Annotated in this window: 12 protein-coding genes; 2 read left to right on the top strand and 10 right to left on the bottom strand. The window is 57.8% G+C overall.

From position 1 onward, the window contains the following. Positions 1 to 10: 10 nt before the first annotated feature. Genes yajC through queA form a run of 3 tightly spaced genes read right to left on the bottom strand, consistent with a single transcriptional unit; the run spans position 11 to position 2,617 of the window. Positions 11 to 343: a preprotein translocase subunit YajC gene (gene yajC / locus USF70_RS00565; protein ID WP_003859109.1), complete on the bottom strand. Its 333-nt coding sequence runs from the start codon at positions 341 to 343 to the stop codon at positions 11 to 13. A gap of 22 nt (positions 344 to 365) precedes the next feature. Beyond that, positions 366 to 1,493, bottom strand: coding sequence for a tRNA guanosine(34) transglycosylase Tgt (gene tgt, locus USF70_RS00560; protein WP_033144759.1), 1,128 nt, complete (start codon positions 1,491 to 1,493; stop codon positions 366 to 368). Between the two features lie 53 nt (positions 1,494 to 1,546). Continuing rightward, complete coding sequence (gene queA, locus USF70_RS00555) at positions 1,547 to 2,617, bottom strand: tRNA preQ1(34) S-adenosylmethionine ribosyltransferase-isomerase QueA (RefSeq protein WP_033144758.1); 1,071 nt, start codon at positions 2,615 to 2,617, stop codon at positions 1,547 to 1,549. Positions 2,618 to 2,709: 92 nt separating this feature from the next. On the opposite strand from queA, the gene acpH reads away from it, so the two are divergent. After that, a complete protein-coding gene (acpH, locus tag USF70_RS00550; protein WP_029741678.1) occupies positions 2,710 to 3,291 on the top strand; it encodes an ACP phosphodiesterase in 582 nt (193 codons plus the stop codon). A gap of 127 nt (positions 3,292 to 3,418) precedes the next feature. Then, positions 3,419 to 4,021, top strand: a complete 603-nt coding sequence (locus USF70_RS00545) for a peroxiredoxin (protein WP_014168840.1) — start codon at positions 3,419 to 3,421, stop codon at positions 4,019 to 4,021. A 43-nt stretch (positions 4,022 to 4,064) separates the two neighbouring features. Here the strand turns inward: USF70_RS00545 and USF70_RS00540 are convergent, their stop codons facing one another. The 7 genes from USF70_RS00540 to phoB form a co-directional block, all read right to left on the bottom strand. Then, complete coding sequence (locus tag USF70_RS00540; RefSeq protein ID WP_232938516.1) at positions 4,065 to 5,450, bottom strand: DUF3999 domain-containing protein; 1,386 nt, start codon at positions 5,448 to 5,450, stop codon at positions 4,065 to 4,067. Then, the gene (locus USF70_RS00535) at positions 5,447 to 8,044 is read right to left on the bottom strand and encodes a DUF2339 domain-containing protein (RefSeq protein ID WP_167818686.1); all 2,598 of its coding nucleotides are present in this window, start codon (positions 8,042 to 8,044) and stop codon (positions 5,447 to 5,449) included. The genes USF70_RS00540 and USF70_RS00535 overlap by 4 nt, the downstream gene beginning before the upstream one ends. Before the next feature lie 88 nt (positions 8,045 to 8,132). After that, the gene (gene malZ, locus USF70_RS00530) at positions 8,133 to 9,950 is read right to left on the bottom strand and encodes a maltodextrin glucosidase (protein ID WP_033144754.1); all 1,818 of its coding nucleotides are present in this window, start codon (positions 9,948 to 9,950) and stop codon (positions 8,133 to 8,135) included. 139 nt (positions 9,951 to 10,089) lie between these two features. Beyond that, the gene (gene proY / locus USF70_RS00525) at positions 10,090 to 11,463 is read right to left on the bottom strand and encodes a proline-specific permease ProY (protein ID WP_029739758.1); all 1,374 of its coding nucleotides are present in this window, start codon (positions 11,461 to 11,463) and stop codon (positions 10,090 to 10,092) included. Between the two features lie 81 nt (positions 11,464 to 11,544). Then, a complete protein-coding gene (gene brnQ, locus USF70_RS00520) occupies positions 11,545 to 12,864 on the bottom strand; it encodes a branched-chain amino acid transporter carrier protein BrnQ (RefSeq protein ID WP_024906795.1) in 1,320 nt (439 codons plus the stop codon). Between the two features lie 409 nt (positions 12,865 to 13,273). After that, positions 13,274 to 14,569 carry a phosphate regulon sensor histidine kinase PhoR gene (gene phoR / locus USF70_RS00515; protein ID WP_033144752.1) on the bottom strand — a complete coding sequence of 432 codons (1,296 nt, stop codon included), beginning with the start codon at positions 14,567 to 14,569 and terminating at the stop codon, positions 13,274 to 13,276. Positions 14,570 to 14,590: 21 nt separating this feature from the next. Next, positions 14,591 to 15,280: a phosphate response regulator transcription factor PhoB gene (phoB, locus tag USF70_RS00510; RefSeq protein WP_008503265.1), complete on the bottom strand. Its 690-nt coding sequence runs from the start codon at positions 15,278 to 15,280 to the stop codon at positions 14,591 to 14,593. Positions 15,281 to 15,426: the final 146 nt, after the last annotated feature.

The raw sequence follows: 15,426 nt of genomic DNA, 5'->3' as shown, positions 1-15,426 counted from the left end.
AAAGTTGGGATTACAGCGCCTTCATGGTGCCTTTCGGCAGAACGGCAGCTACGAAGTCACGTTTGATGACCACTTCAGTGGTGTCGTTCAGGGCGATAGCAATGTAGCCGTTTTCAGCCACTTTGGTTACGCGACCCACCAGACCACCGTTAGTCAGTACTTCATCGCCTTTGGCAATGGAGTTCATCAGGTTTTTGTGCTCTTTGGTGCGCTTCTGCTGTGGACGCAGGATCATGAAGTAGAAGATCAGACCGAACACAACCAGCATCAGAATCAGAGACATCGGGCTGCCCTGCGCTGGAGCACCTGTTGCCGCTACCGCATCAGAAATAAAAAAGCTCATTCAAATTCCCTCATTATTAAAATTAATCAACGTTCAACGGTGGAACATCCCGCCCCTGACGTTGGTAGAAATCGGTCACGAAGCTCTCTAATTTACCCTCTTCGATAGCCTTACGTAAACCAGCCATTAAGCGCTGATAATAACGAAGATTATGAATGGTATTGAGACGCGCGCCCAAAATCTCGTTGCAACGATCGAGATGATGCAGATACGCGCGAGAATAATTGCGACAGGTATAGCAATCGCACTCGGAATCGAGCGGGCTGGTGTCACTCTTATGCTTCGCGTTACGGATTTTCACCACGCCATCGGTAACGAACAAATGACCGTTACGCGCGTTGCGGGTTGGCATGACGCAGTCGAACATATCAATGCCGCGGCGTACGCCTTCAACCAGATCTTCTGGTTTACCCACGCCCATCAGGTATCGTGGTTTATCCGCCGGGATTTGCGGGCAGACATGCTCCAGAATGCGGTGCATGTCTTCCTTCGGCTCACCCACAGCCAAACCGCCGACAGCGTAGCCATCAAAACCTATCTCTACCAGACCTTTAACAGAGATATCGCGTAAATCTTCGTAAACGCTGCCCTGGATAATGCCGAACAGCGAATTTTTGTTCTGCAGCGAGTCAAAACGGTCACGGCTACGCTTCGCCCAGCGCAGAGACATCTCCATGGAACGTTTTGCGTAATCCCAGTCGGCCGGATACGGCGTACATTCGTCGAAGATCATTACGATGTCAGAGCCGAGATCGTACTGAATCTCCATCGATTTTTCGGGATCGAGGAAAATCGGATCGCCGTTGATCGGGTTACGGAAGTGTACGCCCTGCTCGGTGATCTTGCGGATATCGCCCAGGCTGAAGACCTGGAAGCCGCCGGAGTCGGTCAGGATTGGGCCTTTCCACTGCATGAAATCGTGCAGGTCGCCGTGGAGCTTCATGATCTCCTGACCAGGACGCAGCCACAGATGGAAGGTGTTGCCGAGGATAATCTGTGCGCCAGTGGCTTCTACTTCTTCCGGCGTCATCCCTTTTACGGTGCCGTAAGTGCCCACAGGCATAAACGCGGGGGTTTCCACCACGCCGCGATCAAACACCAGGCGACCGCGACGCGCGCGGCCATCGGTGGTATCGAGTTCAAATTTCATTTTTTCTCCGACGTCAGAAAAACAGTCCAACGTTGTAAAACGGTGCCGCGGACTTATTCCCCGACACGCTCATTCAAAGCCAGCGGATTGTACGTGATAAACATCGCGTCCCCGTAGCTAAAAAAGCGATATTTTTGTTCTACCGCAGACTTGTAGGCCGACATCGTGTTCTGATAACCGGCAAATGCCGACACCAGCATAATCAACGTCGATTCAGGCAGATGGAAGTTGGTCACCAGCGCGTCAATCACTTTGTACTGATAGCCCGGGTAGATAAAGATCTGCGTATCGCCAAAGAACGGCTCGATAAGATTGCGCTTCGCCGCCTGCGCGGCGCTCTCGAGTGAGCGCACGGACGTTGTACCGACCGCCACTACGCGGCTACCGCGCGCTTTCGCCGCCAGCACCGCGTCCACCACATCCTGAGGCACTTCGGCATACTCAGAGTGCATGATGTGATCTTCAATGCTGTCCACGCGCACCGGCTGGAAGGTTCCCGCGCCGACGTGAAGCGTCACGAACGCCATCTCCACGCCCTTCGCGCGCAGTTTCTCCAGCAGCGGCTCATCAAAATGCAGGCCCGCGGTCGGCGCAGCGACGGCGCCAGGCTTCTGGCTGTAGACGGTCTGGTACAGCTCGCGGTCGGCCTCTTCGTCCGGACGCTCAATATACGGCGGCAGCGGCATGTGGCCGATGGCGTTCAGGATATCGAGCACCGTGCGTTCGTCATCGAACGCCACCTCAAACAGCGCATCGTGGCGCGCGGTCATGGTCGCTTTGATGCTCTCATCATCGCCCAGCAGCAGTTCAGCGCCCGGCTTCGGCGCCTTAGACGCGCGAATATGTGCCAGAATACGTTTATCATCGAGCATACGTTCGACCAGCACTTCAATCTTGCCGCCGCTGGCTTTACGGCCAAACAGGCGCGCCGGGATCACGCGGGTATTATTAAAGACCAGCAGATCGCCAGGGTTGAGCTTGTCGAGCAAATCGGTGAAAGTACCGTGCGTCAGCTCGCCCGTTGGCCCATCCAGTGACAGTAAGCGACAGCTGCTGCGCTCAGACATGGGATAGTGAGCAATCAGGGATTCAGGTAGTTCAAAGGAGAAATCGGCGACGCGCATGACGTATACTCGTGACTTAAAAACAGGCGGCATAGTCTAGTGCTCACACCCTTTTGCTGCAACAACTAGCCGCCCCCGGACAAATAAAACGCATGAATTTTCTCGCTCACCTGCATCTCGCTCACCTCGCTGACAGCTCCCTGTCCGGCAATTTGCTGGCCGATTTCGTACGCGGCAACCCCGCTGAGGACTATTCCCCTGAGGTTGTCGACGGGATTTTTATGCACCGCCGCATCGACGTACTGACGGATAAGCTGCCGGAAGTGACGGAAGCCAAAGCGTGGTTTCGCCCTGAAACGCGCCGCGTTGCGCCGATCACGCTCGACGTGATGTGGGATCACTTTCTGTCGCGCCACTGGGAACAGCTGTCGCCGGAGATGCCCTTGCCGGCGTTTGTGCGCTATGCCCACCAGCAGGTGTCGATCATTCTGCCCGACTCGCCGCCGCGCTTTGTGAATCTGAATAACTATTTATGGTCGGAACGCTGGCTGGAGCGCTATCGCGAGATGGATTTCATCCAGAACGTGCTGAACGGGATGGCGAGCCGCCGACCGCGACTGGATGCGCTGCGGGATTCCTGGTATGACCTGGATGAACATTACGATGCCCTGGAAGCGCGTTTCTGGCAGTTTTACCCGCGGATGATGGTGCAGGCGAAAAACAAACAGCTCTGACAGAATTCACATTGATAGGTAAAAGCTGGCGGAACGATTGTCACCACCTCTTTGTCTTATCCATGAACACTCTCTATACTGGCTCGCGTTGCGTTCCAAATAACCTTAGTATCTACAGGAGAATCATATGGTTCTGGTAACTCGTCCGGCTCCGGATTTTACAGCTGCAGCAGTTCTGGGCAACGGTGAAATCGTTGAAAACTTCAACTTCAAACAGCACACCAACGGTAAAGCGACCGTTCTGTTCTTCTGGCCAATGGACTTCACTTTCGTTTGCCCGTCTGAGCTGATTGCCTTCGACAAACGTTATGAAGAATTCCAGAAGCGTGGCGTGGAAGTTGTTGGCGTCTCCTTCGACTCTGAATTTGTACACAACGCATGGCGTAACACCCCTGTCGACAAAGGCGGCATCGGTGCGGTGAAATACGCAATGGTTGCGGACATCAAACGCGAAATCCAGCAGGCTTACGGTATCGAACATCCGGACGCTGGCGTTGCGCTGCGTGGTTCCTTCCTGATCGACGCAAACGGCATCGTTCGTCACCAGGTTGTGAACGATCTGCCGCTGGGTCGTAACATCGACGAAATGCTGCGCATGGTTGACGCGCTGCAGTTCCACGAAGAGCACGGCGAAGTGTGCCCGGCTCAGTGGGAAAAAGGTAAAGAAGGCATGAACGCGTCTCCAGACGGCGTTGCTAAATACCTGTCTGAGAACGTATCCAGCCTGTAATCGGCACGGTTTACGAAAAAGGCCCGCTTATGCGGGCCTTTTTTTATGCCTTACGCTGCGTCTCTCGCCAGATACGCCAGGCCATGCCCGCCAGCAGAATCACTCCCGCAATCAGCACGCCCCATACCAGCAGCGTGTTCATCCTGCTCTCCCGCTCGGCCGCAGAGGTAGCGGTCAGACGCTCCTGGCCGCCTAATGCGACATCATCCAGCATGTCGGCCTGCGGCAGGTTCGCCATATCATAAGTCTTGCGCAGGTCGGACGGGATCAGCATGCCGGGCTCCACGCTGGCAGGCTTCGCGGCACCGTTGCCCCAGGCGAGTACGTACGGCGCTTTCCCCTGCGCGTTGAACACCAGGTCATAGCGGTCGCGATGTCCCGTGACGCCCGGCAGGTATTCTGGCAGACGCGCATTCAGCGTCGTGATTTTCACGGCCTGCACCAGCCCCCCGTTAAGCGAAACCGGTGGCGACGTTTTTCCCTCAAGACGGTAAAGGACCTCTTTCTTCAGAGGATGCCATGCGTCTTTTTCCGTACTCCGCCACGCGATCTCCACGGGAAGGACGCCATCGCCATTCAGTGAGAGGCTGACAGCACTCAGCGGCTGCGGGCGCGCCCAGTGCCACTGTGCTTCGCTTGTCGATAGCTGCTCCCCTTCCCCCTCAAGGTCGATAGCTTCCGGGGCCGCCTGCGCAGGTGCGCTGATTGCGTTTACGCCGGTCAAGGTTATCCCCTGGCTCTGCGCATTCAGCACCACCATGAGATAGCGATTCGCATCGGGAGATAAAACCGTATCGGTATCGATCCGATCGAGCTTAAGACGATCCTGACCGCTGACGACGTCCAGCAATGGCATATCCTCGCGCAGGGTATACCAGCGCTTAAGATCCTCGCTGTAATAGACCGACGCCGTTCCCTGCCACGGCGTCTGCGGGGTATTCCAGAGCAGCTGCAGCTGGGATATAGCGATCTCGCCCGTCGCCTGTTCCGGCAGGGTCAGCAGATAATGTTGCCCGGCTGCGGCGGCTTTTTGCCCCTCCAGCACAATCTCAACGCCGCTTCCGGAACGGAGCAGGATCTTATCGCTATCACCGGATCCTTGCGAAGCCGCTAGCGGCGAGGCGTCCAGCGGGAAAAGGCGCAGCGCGGTGGATTGCGCTGGCGCCTGCGGACGCGTCGCGCTGACCAGGCTGAAGGGAACCGCCTCGCCCGACTGGTTAAAGACGCGGACATCATGCAGATCCGGAGACGTGCTTTGCTCATAGACGGCGAGCGGCAGCATCACCCGATACCACTGGGAAGGAACAGACGTATCCAGTGAAAGACCAAAGGCATAGTCCCGGGGCGATTCCGTTTGTCCCTCGTCGCAGAACGCCGGGCCGGAAAGCGCCAGCAGCGCGGTACAGGCTACCGCTTTCATCCATTTCATTTTTCATCTCCTGTTTTGGGCGGCAGCGGGGAGAAATACCCCACGATCAGAACCAGTATCGCCACGCCGATAAACGCCACCGCGCGCGACAAACCGCCTCCGCCCGCGCTGTCCACCAGCATCAGTTTAACCATCACCACGCCCAGCAGCGCGGCACCGCAGAGCCACTCCTGCCGGGAAGCCCGACGGGTGGCATGGATCATGACCACCAGCGCGCTCAGCATCCAGAACAGGGCAAAACTGGTCTGGATAAGCCGCGAATCCCACAGCGATGCCATATTCCAGGCCACGTCGCCGTACCAGGCCAGGGCGCGCATCAGCGCACCATTAAGCCACCAGAAGCCAAACGCCATCATTGCGACGGCAGGCCACGGGCGGGCCTGCGAGAGCCACGCCGGGTAGTAGCGATCCACTGCCCGATAAAAGACCACCAGCCCCAGCAATGCGAACGCCGCGCCTTCCTCAAGCGGGTTTACCAGCGGCAGCCAGGTCTGACGATAGACCACGCCGTCCTGGAAATTGGTCACCACCAGCAGTACCAGCAGCGCCACGACCACGGGGATCGGTGCCAGGCAGGCGTAGAGCGCAGGCCACTCCCGGAACGGCCACCCGCGACGCCGTACGGCTGCAGAGAGCCCCATAATCATCCCGCCGCCTGCTGCCATCGCCAGTCCGCTGCCCCAGGCCGCCATGCCCCACGGCAGCGAACGGGTAAACCAGTAAAGCTCCGCGGCCAGCGCCAGCAAAATCATCCAGAACAGCGACAAATGCAGCCCCATCGCGATGCGCGGCGGGAGTCTTTCACCGTCGCGCCGAAGCAGCATCAGCGCGGCAGGAAGCGCAACGCACCAGGCGAGATTTGACCAGCCGGCGGCAACGATCTGCTGGTGCCAGAGCTGATAACCCACCATCAGCAGCATAACCGGCCACAGCAGCCATTTGCTGGCATCCAGCTCCCGCCACGCCAGACGAGCAGCCGCCTGCCGCCAGCCCCAGACCGACGCCGCCGTCAGCGCCAGCACGCCCGCCAGAATGGGTAATTCCTTCGTCAGTGCCAGCCGCGACGCGCCCAATAGCGCCACGAGCCAGAACAGCAGCCCGCCTGCCAGCAGCGCCCGGCTGACCGGCAGAAAGAGAGTCCGCCACAGCCAGGCCGCAGCCAGCCAGCAAAGGCTGAGGATGGTGAAGATCAGCAGCAGGCTGAGGGACGTAACGCCGTTCGTCTGCGCCCACAGCGCGCTGCCGAGCGCCAGCACCAGCAGCGCCGTCCCGCTATAGCACATGCGACGCTGGTGCTGCTGTACGCCCAGCCAGAGGATACCCAGCCCTTCCAGCGCCCAGGCCATCGCCGTCCAGCGCGCCGACAGCGCCAGCGGAATGGCGAGCGTGGCAAATCCGCCGCCGATTGCCAGCGCCGCCATGACCAGCGGTCGCCCGATAGAGGGATAGCGCCGCAGCGCAAGGAACGCGAGGGTAAGATAAAATGCGCCGTAGCCCAGCGCGCTCAGAGCCGGGCCATATTCCCAGTGCCGGGTCATGCCGTACTGCATCCCGAAACCGATCAGCGGCGGGGCAAACAGCAGCACGCCGTCGATAATCTGCTTCCCTTTCTCCTGCGCCCGCAGCGACAGCGCCACGCTCAGGACGCCAAATATCAGCGTATTGGCAATCAGGAACAGCTGGCAGATCCAATAGTCTTCAGGCTGGTAGTCATTCAGCCCCCACAGGCCGCCCACGCCGAACGTAAACAGCAGCCCGAGCAGGTTCAGCTCGCGCCAGTGCTGCCAGATGCTGATAGCGAGAATCCCGATGGAAAGCAGGAGATAGAATGAGAACAGCGCCACAAAGCTGCCGCCCCCGGTGGACAACAGCAGCGGCGCAAGATACCCGCCGAGGCTCGCCAGCATGGCCAGGCTCAGCGCCTTCTGCAGCACCGCCAGCCCAACGCTCGCCGCGCAAATCACCACCAGCAGCGCAAAGGCCAGCGTCATCGGCAGCATTTGCCAGAGCCGGAATGCGCCAAACACCGTCAGGTAGAGCACGCCGGTCGCCCCGCCCTGGAGGATCAGCGCATAGACACGCTGCTTATGCCGCAGCCGCCACCCGACCGCCAGAAGCACGATGGCAAAGAGCGCCGTTGCCACGAGGCGTAGCTCAAGCGGGAACAGGGAATGTTCCACGGTATAGCGCAGCAGGAATGAAAGACCGAGGAAGAGCAGCAGGATCCCAAGCTTCGCCAGCGGATTACCCTGCATAAACCAGCGCACCAGCGACGTCAGGATGCCGCCAAAGGCAGAAGGCTGTTTTGCCGCAGGCGTCGGGGCCGGAGCGGGTTCTGCCACGGCTGCGGGAGTATCGGAACGCCAGGGGTCGACAGGCGCGGGAGCATCTTCAACCACTGGCGCGGTAGGCTGCACGGGCTCCGGCGCGCTTTCAGGTACGTCGCGCTGCTCAAGCGCCTCAATGCGCTGGCGTAGCCGGGCGATCTCCTGTCGCGCCGCCGTACTTCGGTTAAAGCCGATAACCGCAAGCACGGGCGCAACCACCAGCGCAAAAACCAGGAACAAACAGCCAAGGATGTAAAGCTCGTCCATGTTTCCACCTTCACCGTAAACGATCCGTTAAGATTGACACAAATAGTTGCATTTGCGCCATCTTAAAAGGTGGAAACATTAACAGGTCTTAACTGCCGAACCAGATCGTCGCGGATACCGCAGGCAGCGCCAGCACGCCGTCCTGTATCGTCGCCTTGCCCTCTTTATTCTTCCACGCAGCCACCTTTAGCAGCGGTGAATCATCCAGCACCACTTCGCAGGCCTCGCCCCGGTTAATCGCCACCAGCACGCGCTGCTGGTTATAGACGCGAGCAAACACCACCACGTTATCGTGGGCGTATACCACCTGGCAGCCGCCGTAGCGCAGGGCGAGACTCTGCTTACGCAGCTTCGCCAGCCGCTGATACAGGCTGAACAGCACCTTGTCCTGCTTCTCTGGCTCCCACGGGAAGGTTTTACGGCAGAACGGATCGTTGTTGCCGTCCAGCCCCACTTCGTCTCCATAATAGATGCACGGCACGCCCGGCCAGGTGAAGAGCCAGGTCACCGCCAGCGGCAGACGCGCCACATCCTTGCCAAGCAGGGATTTAAAGCGGGCGGTATCGTGGCTATCGAGCTGGTTGAACATCCGCAGCTGCTGCTGATGGGACAGACCGGCGCGATAGTTCTCCATCCACGCCATGCAGGTTTCAGCGTCGATATGATTCGGATCGTAGGAGATGTCGGTGTTAGCGAGGAATCCCCACAGCGGTAAGGTAAAGCCGCGATAGTTCATCGCCGCATCTTCCGCATCGTTCTGCAGCCACTGGCGCGCGTCGCCAAAGTGCTCGCCAAAGACGAACGCCTCCGGCTGGGCCGCTTTCGCCGAGCGCGTAATCCCGGCGACGTGCTGAAGGTTATTCCGCGCCCCGCCGGCTTCACCGAGCATATGCACCACGTCCAGCCGCCAGCCGTCCATATTCCACGGCGCCTTCAGCCAGTGACGGACGATGCTGTCTTCGCCGCCGTAGATTTCATTCACGAGCGTTGGCGACTGGAAATCCAGCTTCGGCAGGCTCGCGTAGCCCAGCCAGTCCAGCGCGCGGCCCTCCTCGTTAAAGCTGTACCAGTCGCGCTGCGGCGATTCCGGGTTATGACACGCCCCGCCCATCGACTGGTTATGGCGGTCAAACCAGGCGTGCGAATCTCCACTGTGGTTGAACACGCCATCCAGAATCAGGCGCATGCCTTCGTTTTGAGTGTTCTTTCGCAGGCGCAGCAGCGCCTCGTCACCGCCAAACTGTTCGTCAACGTGGCGATAATCTTCGGTATCGTATTTGTGCACGCTCGGGGCTTTAAACACCGGGTTGAGATACAGCGCCGTCACGCCGAGCTTTTTCAGGTACGGCAGCTTTTCGCTGATGCCGTCGAGATCGCCGCCGTAAAAAGTGGATCCACCCGCCTGCGCGGTTAACGGCTCGTCCCACGCTTTCAGGATAATGTCGTGGCCCGCCGCATGGTGGTGATAGATCTTATCCTGGTCGGCGGTGCGTTTTTCGCTGCGCGCAAAACGGTCCGGGAAAATCTGGTAAAACACCTGATCGTTAACCCACTGCGGGCCGTTATCCGGGTAATCGACCGCAAACTGCTCCAGCCGTGCGGGCGGGAAACGGCTAACCCCCTGCGGGGTAAACCACAGCTGGCGGTTATTCCACAAAAGCTTAAAACTGTAACGGCGGCGCGGCTGCCCGCTATTCAGGTCGATATTCGCCCGCCACGCCGTGATCCCCGGCTGCGGCTGGCTGCGCAGCTTGTGCATTTTCAGGCCGGTCTCTTCGTTATCTATTTCGGCGCGGAGCGTCACGCGTTCAGGCTGATTTTCCCCCGCCAGCCAGAGCGTAATCACAAGGTTGTCTTTGTTTTGCTTAACAAATGGGGCAACCGGAAGGTGCCAGGCGTTTAACATCACGAATCCCCTCTGATGAAATTGACGTCACCTTGCCACAGGGTGGTTAAGGATAGCTCATCACGTTCGGGATTATTGGGGGAGGAGAAAGGAGGATGAGGCAAAATTCCCTCTCCCAAGGGGAGAGGGGAAAAGGATATTACTGCGCTTCCGCCAGCTGACGGTCACGGCGGCATTTAAACACCCACCCCACCAGCAGCAGGACGATCCACGCGCAGCCCACGTACAGGGAAATGCGGGTATCCGGATGGTAGCCAATCAGGGCAATGATAAACACCAGGAAGATCAGCCCGACGACGGTCGTCGCAACGCCGCCCGGTACTTTGAACTTCAGCGCTTTCGCCTCATCCGGCGACAGACGACGGCGGAACGCAATCTGCGACAGCAGGATCATAATCCACACCCACACCGTCGCGAAGGTCGCCAGCGATGCGATCACCAGGAAGACGTTCTCCGGCATGATGTAGTTCAGATAAACCGAGAACAGCAGCGCTACGGTCATCACCACAACGGTTACCCACGGCGTGCCGCGGCGTGAGGTTTTGGCGAACACCTTCGGCGCACTGCCCTGCTCCGCCATGCCGTGCAGCATACGGCCCACGCCAAAGACGTCACTGTTGATCGCGGAGAGTGACGCGGTGAGCACCACAAAGTTCAGAATGCTGGCCGCAAAGGCAATTCCCATATGCTGGAAGGTCAGAACAAACGGGCTACCGTTGGTGCCGACCTGATTCCACGGGTAGATGGACATAATCACGAACAGCGTGCCCACGTAGAACACCAGAATACGCATCGGCACCGAGTTGATGGCGCGCGGAATGGATTTCTCCGGATCTTTCGCTTCCCCGGCGGTGATACCGATAATCTCGATGCCGCCGTAGGCGAACATCACCATCTGCAGCGACATGACCATTCCGAGCCAGCCGTTACTGAAGAAGCCGCCGTTGCTCCAGAGGTTATGGATGCCGGTCGGCTGCCCGCCGTTGCCGATTCCCCAGATGATGATGCCGAAACCGGCCACGATCATGATGATGATGGTGGCGACCTTGAAGAAGGAGAACCAGAATTCGAGCTCGCCGAACACCTTCACGCTCATCAGGTTGACGGCGCAAATGATCAGCACCACGCTCAGCACCCAAATCCAGTGCGGCACCGCCGGGAACCAGACGCCCATATAGATGCCAAACGCCGTCACGTCGGCAATCGCCACAATCAGGATTTCAAAGCAGTAGGTCCAGCCGGTGATAAACCCGGCCAGCGGGCCGAGGTTTTCCTGCGCGTAGCGGGAGAAGGAGCTGGCGGACGGGTTGTGAACCGACATTTCGCCGAGGGCGCGCATGATGATATACGCCGCCACGCCGCCGATGATGTACGCCAGCAGAACGCTGGGACCGGCCATTTTGATGGCATCTGCCGAGCCATAAAAAAGACCGGTGCCGATAGCAGAGCCCAGCGCCATAAAGCGGATGTGGCGCGTGCTCAATCCACGTTTAAGTTTGTTAGTGCTTTCCATTTAAATCTTGCCATTCAACACGAAAAAAACAAAAAACCACGGGGCCTTAAGCCCCGTGGTTAAACAGTTTGTTGCCGTTGATTAATGAGCGTTCGATGCGACCTGACGCCCTGCAGCACGGTCCCAGATAATCGCCAGAACCAGTGCAACAACGGTAGGCATCAGCCAGGCCAGACCCTGCTCGGACAGCGGCAGACGCTGTGTCCATGCCGGCAGTATGTGCGCGAAAGCTGATGCTTTAATCCCGTCAAGGATACCAAAAATCAGGCTGATAAACATGGCTGGCGCAATAATTCGTGAAGAGTTGTTCCACCACGGGCGAGTAAAGCTCAGCACCACCAGCACGATACACGGCGGATAAATCGCCGTCAGCACCGGAATAGAGACCTGAATCAGGTGGCTCAGACCGAGGTTGGACACCGCCATGGAGAAGATGCCGAGGATAAACACCAGGGTGCGGTAAGAGAGCGGCAGATACTGTGCAAAGAACTCTGCGCAGGCGCAGGTCAGGCCAACCGCCGTCACCAGACAGGCAAGGAAGATGAGCGCTGCCAGCAGCATACTGCCCGCACCGCCGAAGGTGTGCTGAACGTAGGCGTGCAGGATAGCCGCACCGTTGGCGTTCTGATCGACCAGCATGGCGCTGTCGGAGCCCAGACGGAACAGCGCCAGATAAAGCAGCGTCAGCCCCACGCCGGCCATCAGGCCAGCCCAGATGGTATAGCGGGTCAGCAGACGCGCTTCGGTCACACCGCGGGAACGCGCGGCGTTAACGATAACGATACCAAACACCATCGCGCCCAGCGTATCCATCGTCAGGTAGCCGTTCACAAAGCCGTTAGAGAACGCGGCATTTTTATAGGCGTCCATCGCGTCGCTAATCGGGCCCGCTGGCCAGACGATGGCCGCAACAGCCAGAACAATCAGCGCCACAATTTTCAGCGGAGCCAGGAAGTTACCCACGGTATCCAGCAGCTTGCCCGGATAGAGGGAAACCAGAATCACGATCGCGAAGTAGATCAGGCTGTAGATAAACAGCGGCATCGCACCGTCACCGGTCAGGGGAGCAATACCCACTTCGAAGGACACGGTTGCCGTACGCGGGGTCGCAAACAGCGGGCCAACGGCCAGATAGCAGACGGTTGCCAGCAGAACGCCCGCCACTTTGCCAATCGGGGTGCTGAGGCTATCCACACCGCCGCCGACTTTCGCCAGCGCGACGACGGTCAGAACCGGCAGACCCACGGCAGTAATCAGGAAACCAAACGCGGCGGTCCAGACGTGTTCACCCGCCTGTAAGCCAACCATTGGAGGGAAAATGATGTTGCCTGCGCCAACGAACAGCGCAAATGTCATAAAGCCCAGCGCGATGATGTCACGCGATTTTAAGTGATGGGTCATAAAACCTTACTGCCTGTGGATGTGGTGTTGAAAACATTGAGATTTTCGATATCCCTGACGGGACGATACAGCCGAAAATTTGCTCAATTTCAGCGGGAAATGCTCCCGTCCTGGCGTGGAGAAGAATAGTTTTTCGATTTACCACGCAAATACAGTCGGTCTGACAGTATCTGGGGCGCAATTTAAACGCTTATAACGTTTAAAGGCAAGGTGGGATCGTAAAACCAGAACAATATGCCAGCATGAAAATACACGTCAGAACAATACGCTATTTATAAGAAAAACCCATGGCTAATCATGCGAACAAAAAACAGTCAGCCGTATAAAATTCATCCGCGTTTCGCTTGACTGCAAAGCAAACGGGCCAGCAGACGCTGACCCGTGGAAAGGTAAAATGACACGCCTGCCGTCAGGCGATCTTTTTGGCAATTAATCGTTCCGGAATAACGAAACTGAAGCGGGTTCCTTTACCCAGCGTACTCTGAATATCGAGACGGCTTTCATGGTGATTCACCGCGTGTTTCACAATTGCCAGCCCCAGGCCGCTTCCGCCTGTTTGCCGGGATCGCGCTTTATCCACACGGTAAAAGCGCTCGGTCAGACGCGGAATATGCTCAGGCGCGATCCCCGGCCCGTCGTCTTCCACGCTAAACTCCGCCCCCGTTGGGGCATGGTGCCAGCGCACCACGATATTCGTCCCCTCCGGCGTATGATTCACCGCGTTATACACCAGGTTGGAAATGGCGCTACGCAGTTCATCTTCGCTGCCCAGCACCTTCAGCGTATTGTCGACCTCAAAGGTCAGGTGATGCTTTTTGTGGCTTAACGTCTGCGCTTCACGCTCAACGACCCGCAGCATCATCGGGACATCAATGGTCTCATTTAGCGCAAGCGTTGGCGCCGCTTCAATCTTCGAGAGCGTCAGCAGCTGCTTCACCAGCCCTTCCATCCGGTGCGTTTGCTCGCGCATGGTGTGCAGCGCTTTTTCACGCGGCGCGCCTTCAAGCGTTTGCTCCTGCATCATCTCCAGGTAGCCCTGAAGCACGGTCAGCGGGGTACGCAGTTCGTGACTGACGTTGGCGAAGAAGTTGCGACGCGCCCCTTCCAGCTGGTGCATCTGGGTGACATCTCGCGCCACCATCAGCCACTGCTTATCGCTGTAGGGCATCACGCGGATTTCCAGATGGCGACCATTATTGAGCTTCAGATTGTGCGGGCGGGTAAAATCACGCTTTTTCAGATACAGCGTGAACTCGGGATAGCGCAGAAGGTTGAGGATATTCTGACCATTATCATCGGGCCAGCGCAGGCCCAGCAGCTGTTGCGCAAGGCCGTTACACCAGAAGATCGTCCCTTCTTCGGTCGTCAGAATAACGGCATCCGGCAGCGACTCTGCACCGCTGCGAAAACGCTTAATCAGGCTTCCCAGCTCGCGGCGACGCTTTTTATTACGCATCTGCATCTGATGCAGACCGTACAGCAGCGGCTCCCAGCTGCCGCTTCCCGGCGGCGGCGTCATACTTCGGTCAACCCACAGCCACCAGGAGAGGCGCAGCAGGTTCCAGAAATGCCAGATCAGCAGCCCGGTGACCGACGCCAGCAGAAACCACGGCAGGTGTCCAAGAAAGGCCCCCAGAAGGAAGGCCGGAATACAGCATAAGATCAGTTCAAAGACGAGCCTTTTCCATGACAGACGTTCCAGCACGCGTCACACTCCTGTCATTGTTCAGAAACGGGTAGAAAAACGATAACCCGTGCCGCGGACCGTCTGCACCATGCGATCGTGGCCGCTCAGTTCCAGTGCTTTTCGCAGGCGGCGAATATGTACGTCAACCGTCCGGTCTTCGACATACACGTTAGTTCCCCAGACGTTATTCAGCAACTGCTCGCGGCTGTAAACGCGTTCCGGGTGGGTCATAAAGAAGTGCAGAAGTTTAAATTCGGTAGGCCCCATGTCGAGGGGATTTTCACCGGTCATGACGCGGTGTGAGGTGGGGTCAAGGCTCAGCCCCTGCATCTCAATCACCTCTTCCACCGCCATCGGCGAAATACGGCGCATCACGGCTTTAATGCGGGCAACCAGCTCTTTTGGGGAGAACGGTTTAGTAATGTAATCGTCCGCGCCGGTCTCCAGACCGCGCACGCGATCCTCTTCTTCTCCGCGCGCCGTGAGCATCACAACCGGGATGTCGCGGGTCAGCGCTTCACGCTTCAGGTGTTTGATAAACTGCAGTCCGGAGCCGCCGGGCAACATCCAGTCCAGCAGAATCAGATCGGGCCAGGGTTCATTCAGCTGGTTCACTGCGCTGTCATAATCTTCCGCTTCAACCGGCTGGAAGCCGTTTTGCTCGAGCACGAAGCACACCATTTCACGAATTGGAGCTTCATCTTCTACGACCAGAATACGTCTCGCCATACTATGCCCTGTCTTATCTTATTTAAGTTACAAGTTTGTAATTCGGCGCCATTATGCGTCAGATTTATGACAGATTTATGAAAAACAGTACCACGATAACGGGCAAACCGTTGTTTTATTACAGCGGTTATTTTCCCGTCTCTGAA

It is taken from the genome of Enterobacter sp. 237C8, assembly GCF_034106865.1.
Lineage (GTDB): Bacteria > Pseudomonadota > Gammaproteobacteria > Enterobacterales > Enterobacteriaceae > Enterobacter > Enterobacter asburiae_B.
The sequence above is the reverse complement of the archived record's forward strand: the minus strand, read 5'-3'. Positions and strand labels throughout refer to the sequence as shown.

Excerpts from the sequence above, each read along its gene's own strand:
- USF70_RS00535 (WP_167818686.1), bottom strand. The coding sequence starts at position 8,044 with ATGGACGAGCTTTACATCCTTGGCTGTTTGTTCCTGGTTTTTGCGCTG.
- proY (WP_029739758.1), bottom strand. The coding sequence starts at position 11,463 with ATGGAAAGCACTAACAAACTTAAACGTGGATTGAGCACGCGCCACATC.
- yajC (WP_003859109.1), bottom strand. The coding sequence starts at position 343 with ATGAGCTTTTTTATTTCTGATGCGGTAGCGGCAACAGGTGCTCCAGCG.
- phoB (WP_008503265.1), bottom strand. The coding sequence starts at position 15,280 with ATGGCGAGACGTATTCTGGTCGTAGAAGATGAAGCTCCAATTCGTGAA.
- brnQ (WP_024906795.1), bottom strand. The coding sequence starts at position 12,864 with ATGACCCATCACTTAAAATCGCGTGACATCATCGCGCTGGGCTTTATG.
- acpH (WP_029741678.1), top strand. The coding sequence starts at position 2,710 with ATGAATTTTCTCGCTCACCTGCATCTCGCTCACCTCGCTGACAGCTCC.
- malZ (WP_033144754.1), bottom strand. The coding sequence starts at position 9,950 with ATGTTAAACGCCTGGCACCTTCCGGTTGCCCCATTTGTTAAGCAAAAC.
- tgt (WP_033144759.1), bottom strand. The coding sequence starts at position 1,493 with ATGAAATTTGAACTCGATACCACCGATGGCCGCGCGCGTCGCGGTCGC.
- USF70_RS00540 (WP_232938516.1), bottom strand. The coding sequence starts at position 5,450 with ATGAAATGGATGAAAGCGGTAGCCTGTACCGCGCTGCTGGCGCTTTCC.
- queA (WP_033144758.1), bottom strand. The coding sequence starts at position 2,617 with ATGCGCGTCGCCGATTTCTCCTTTGAACTACCTGAATCCCTGATTGCT.
- USF70_RS00545 (WP_014168840.1), top strand. The coding sequence starts at position 3,419 with ATGGTTCTGGTAACTCGTCCGGCTCCGGATTTTACAGCTGCAGCAGTT.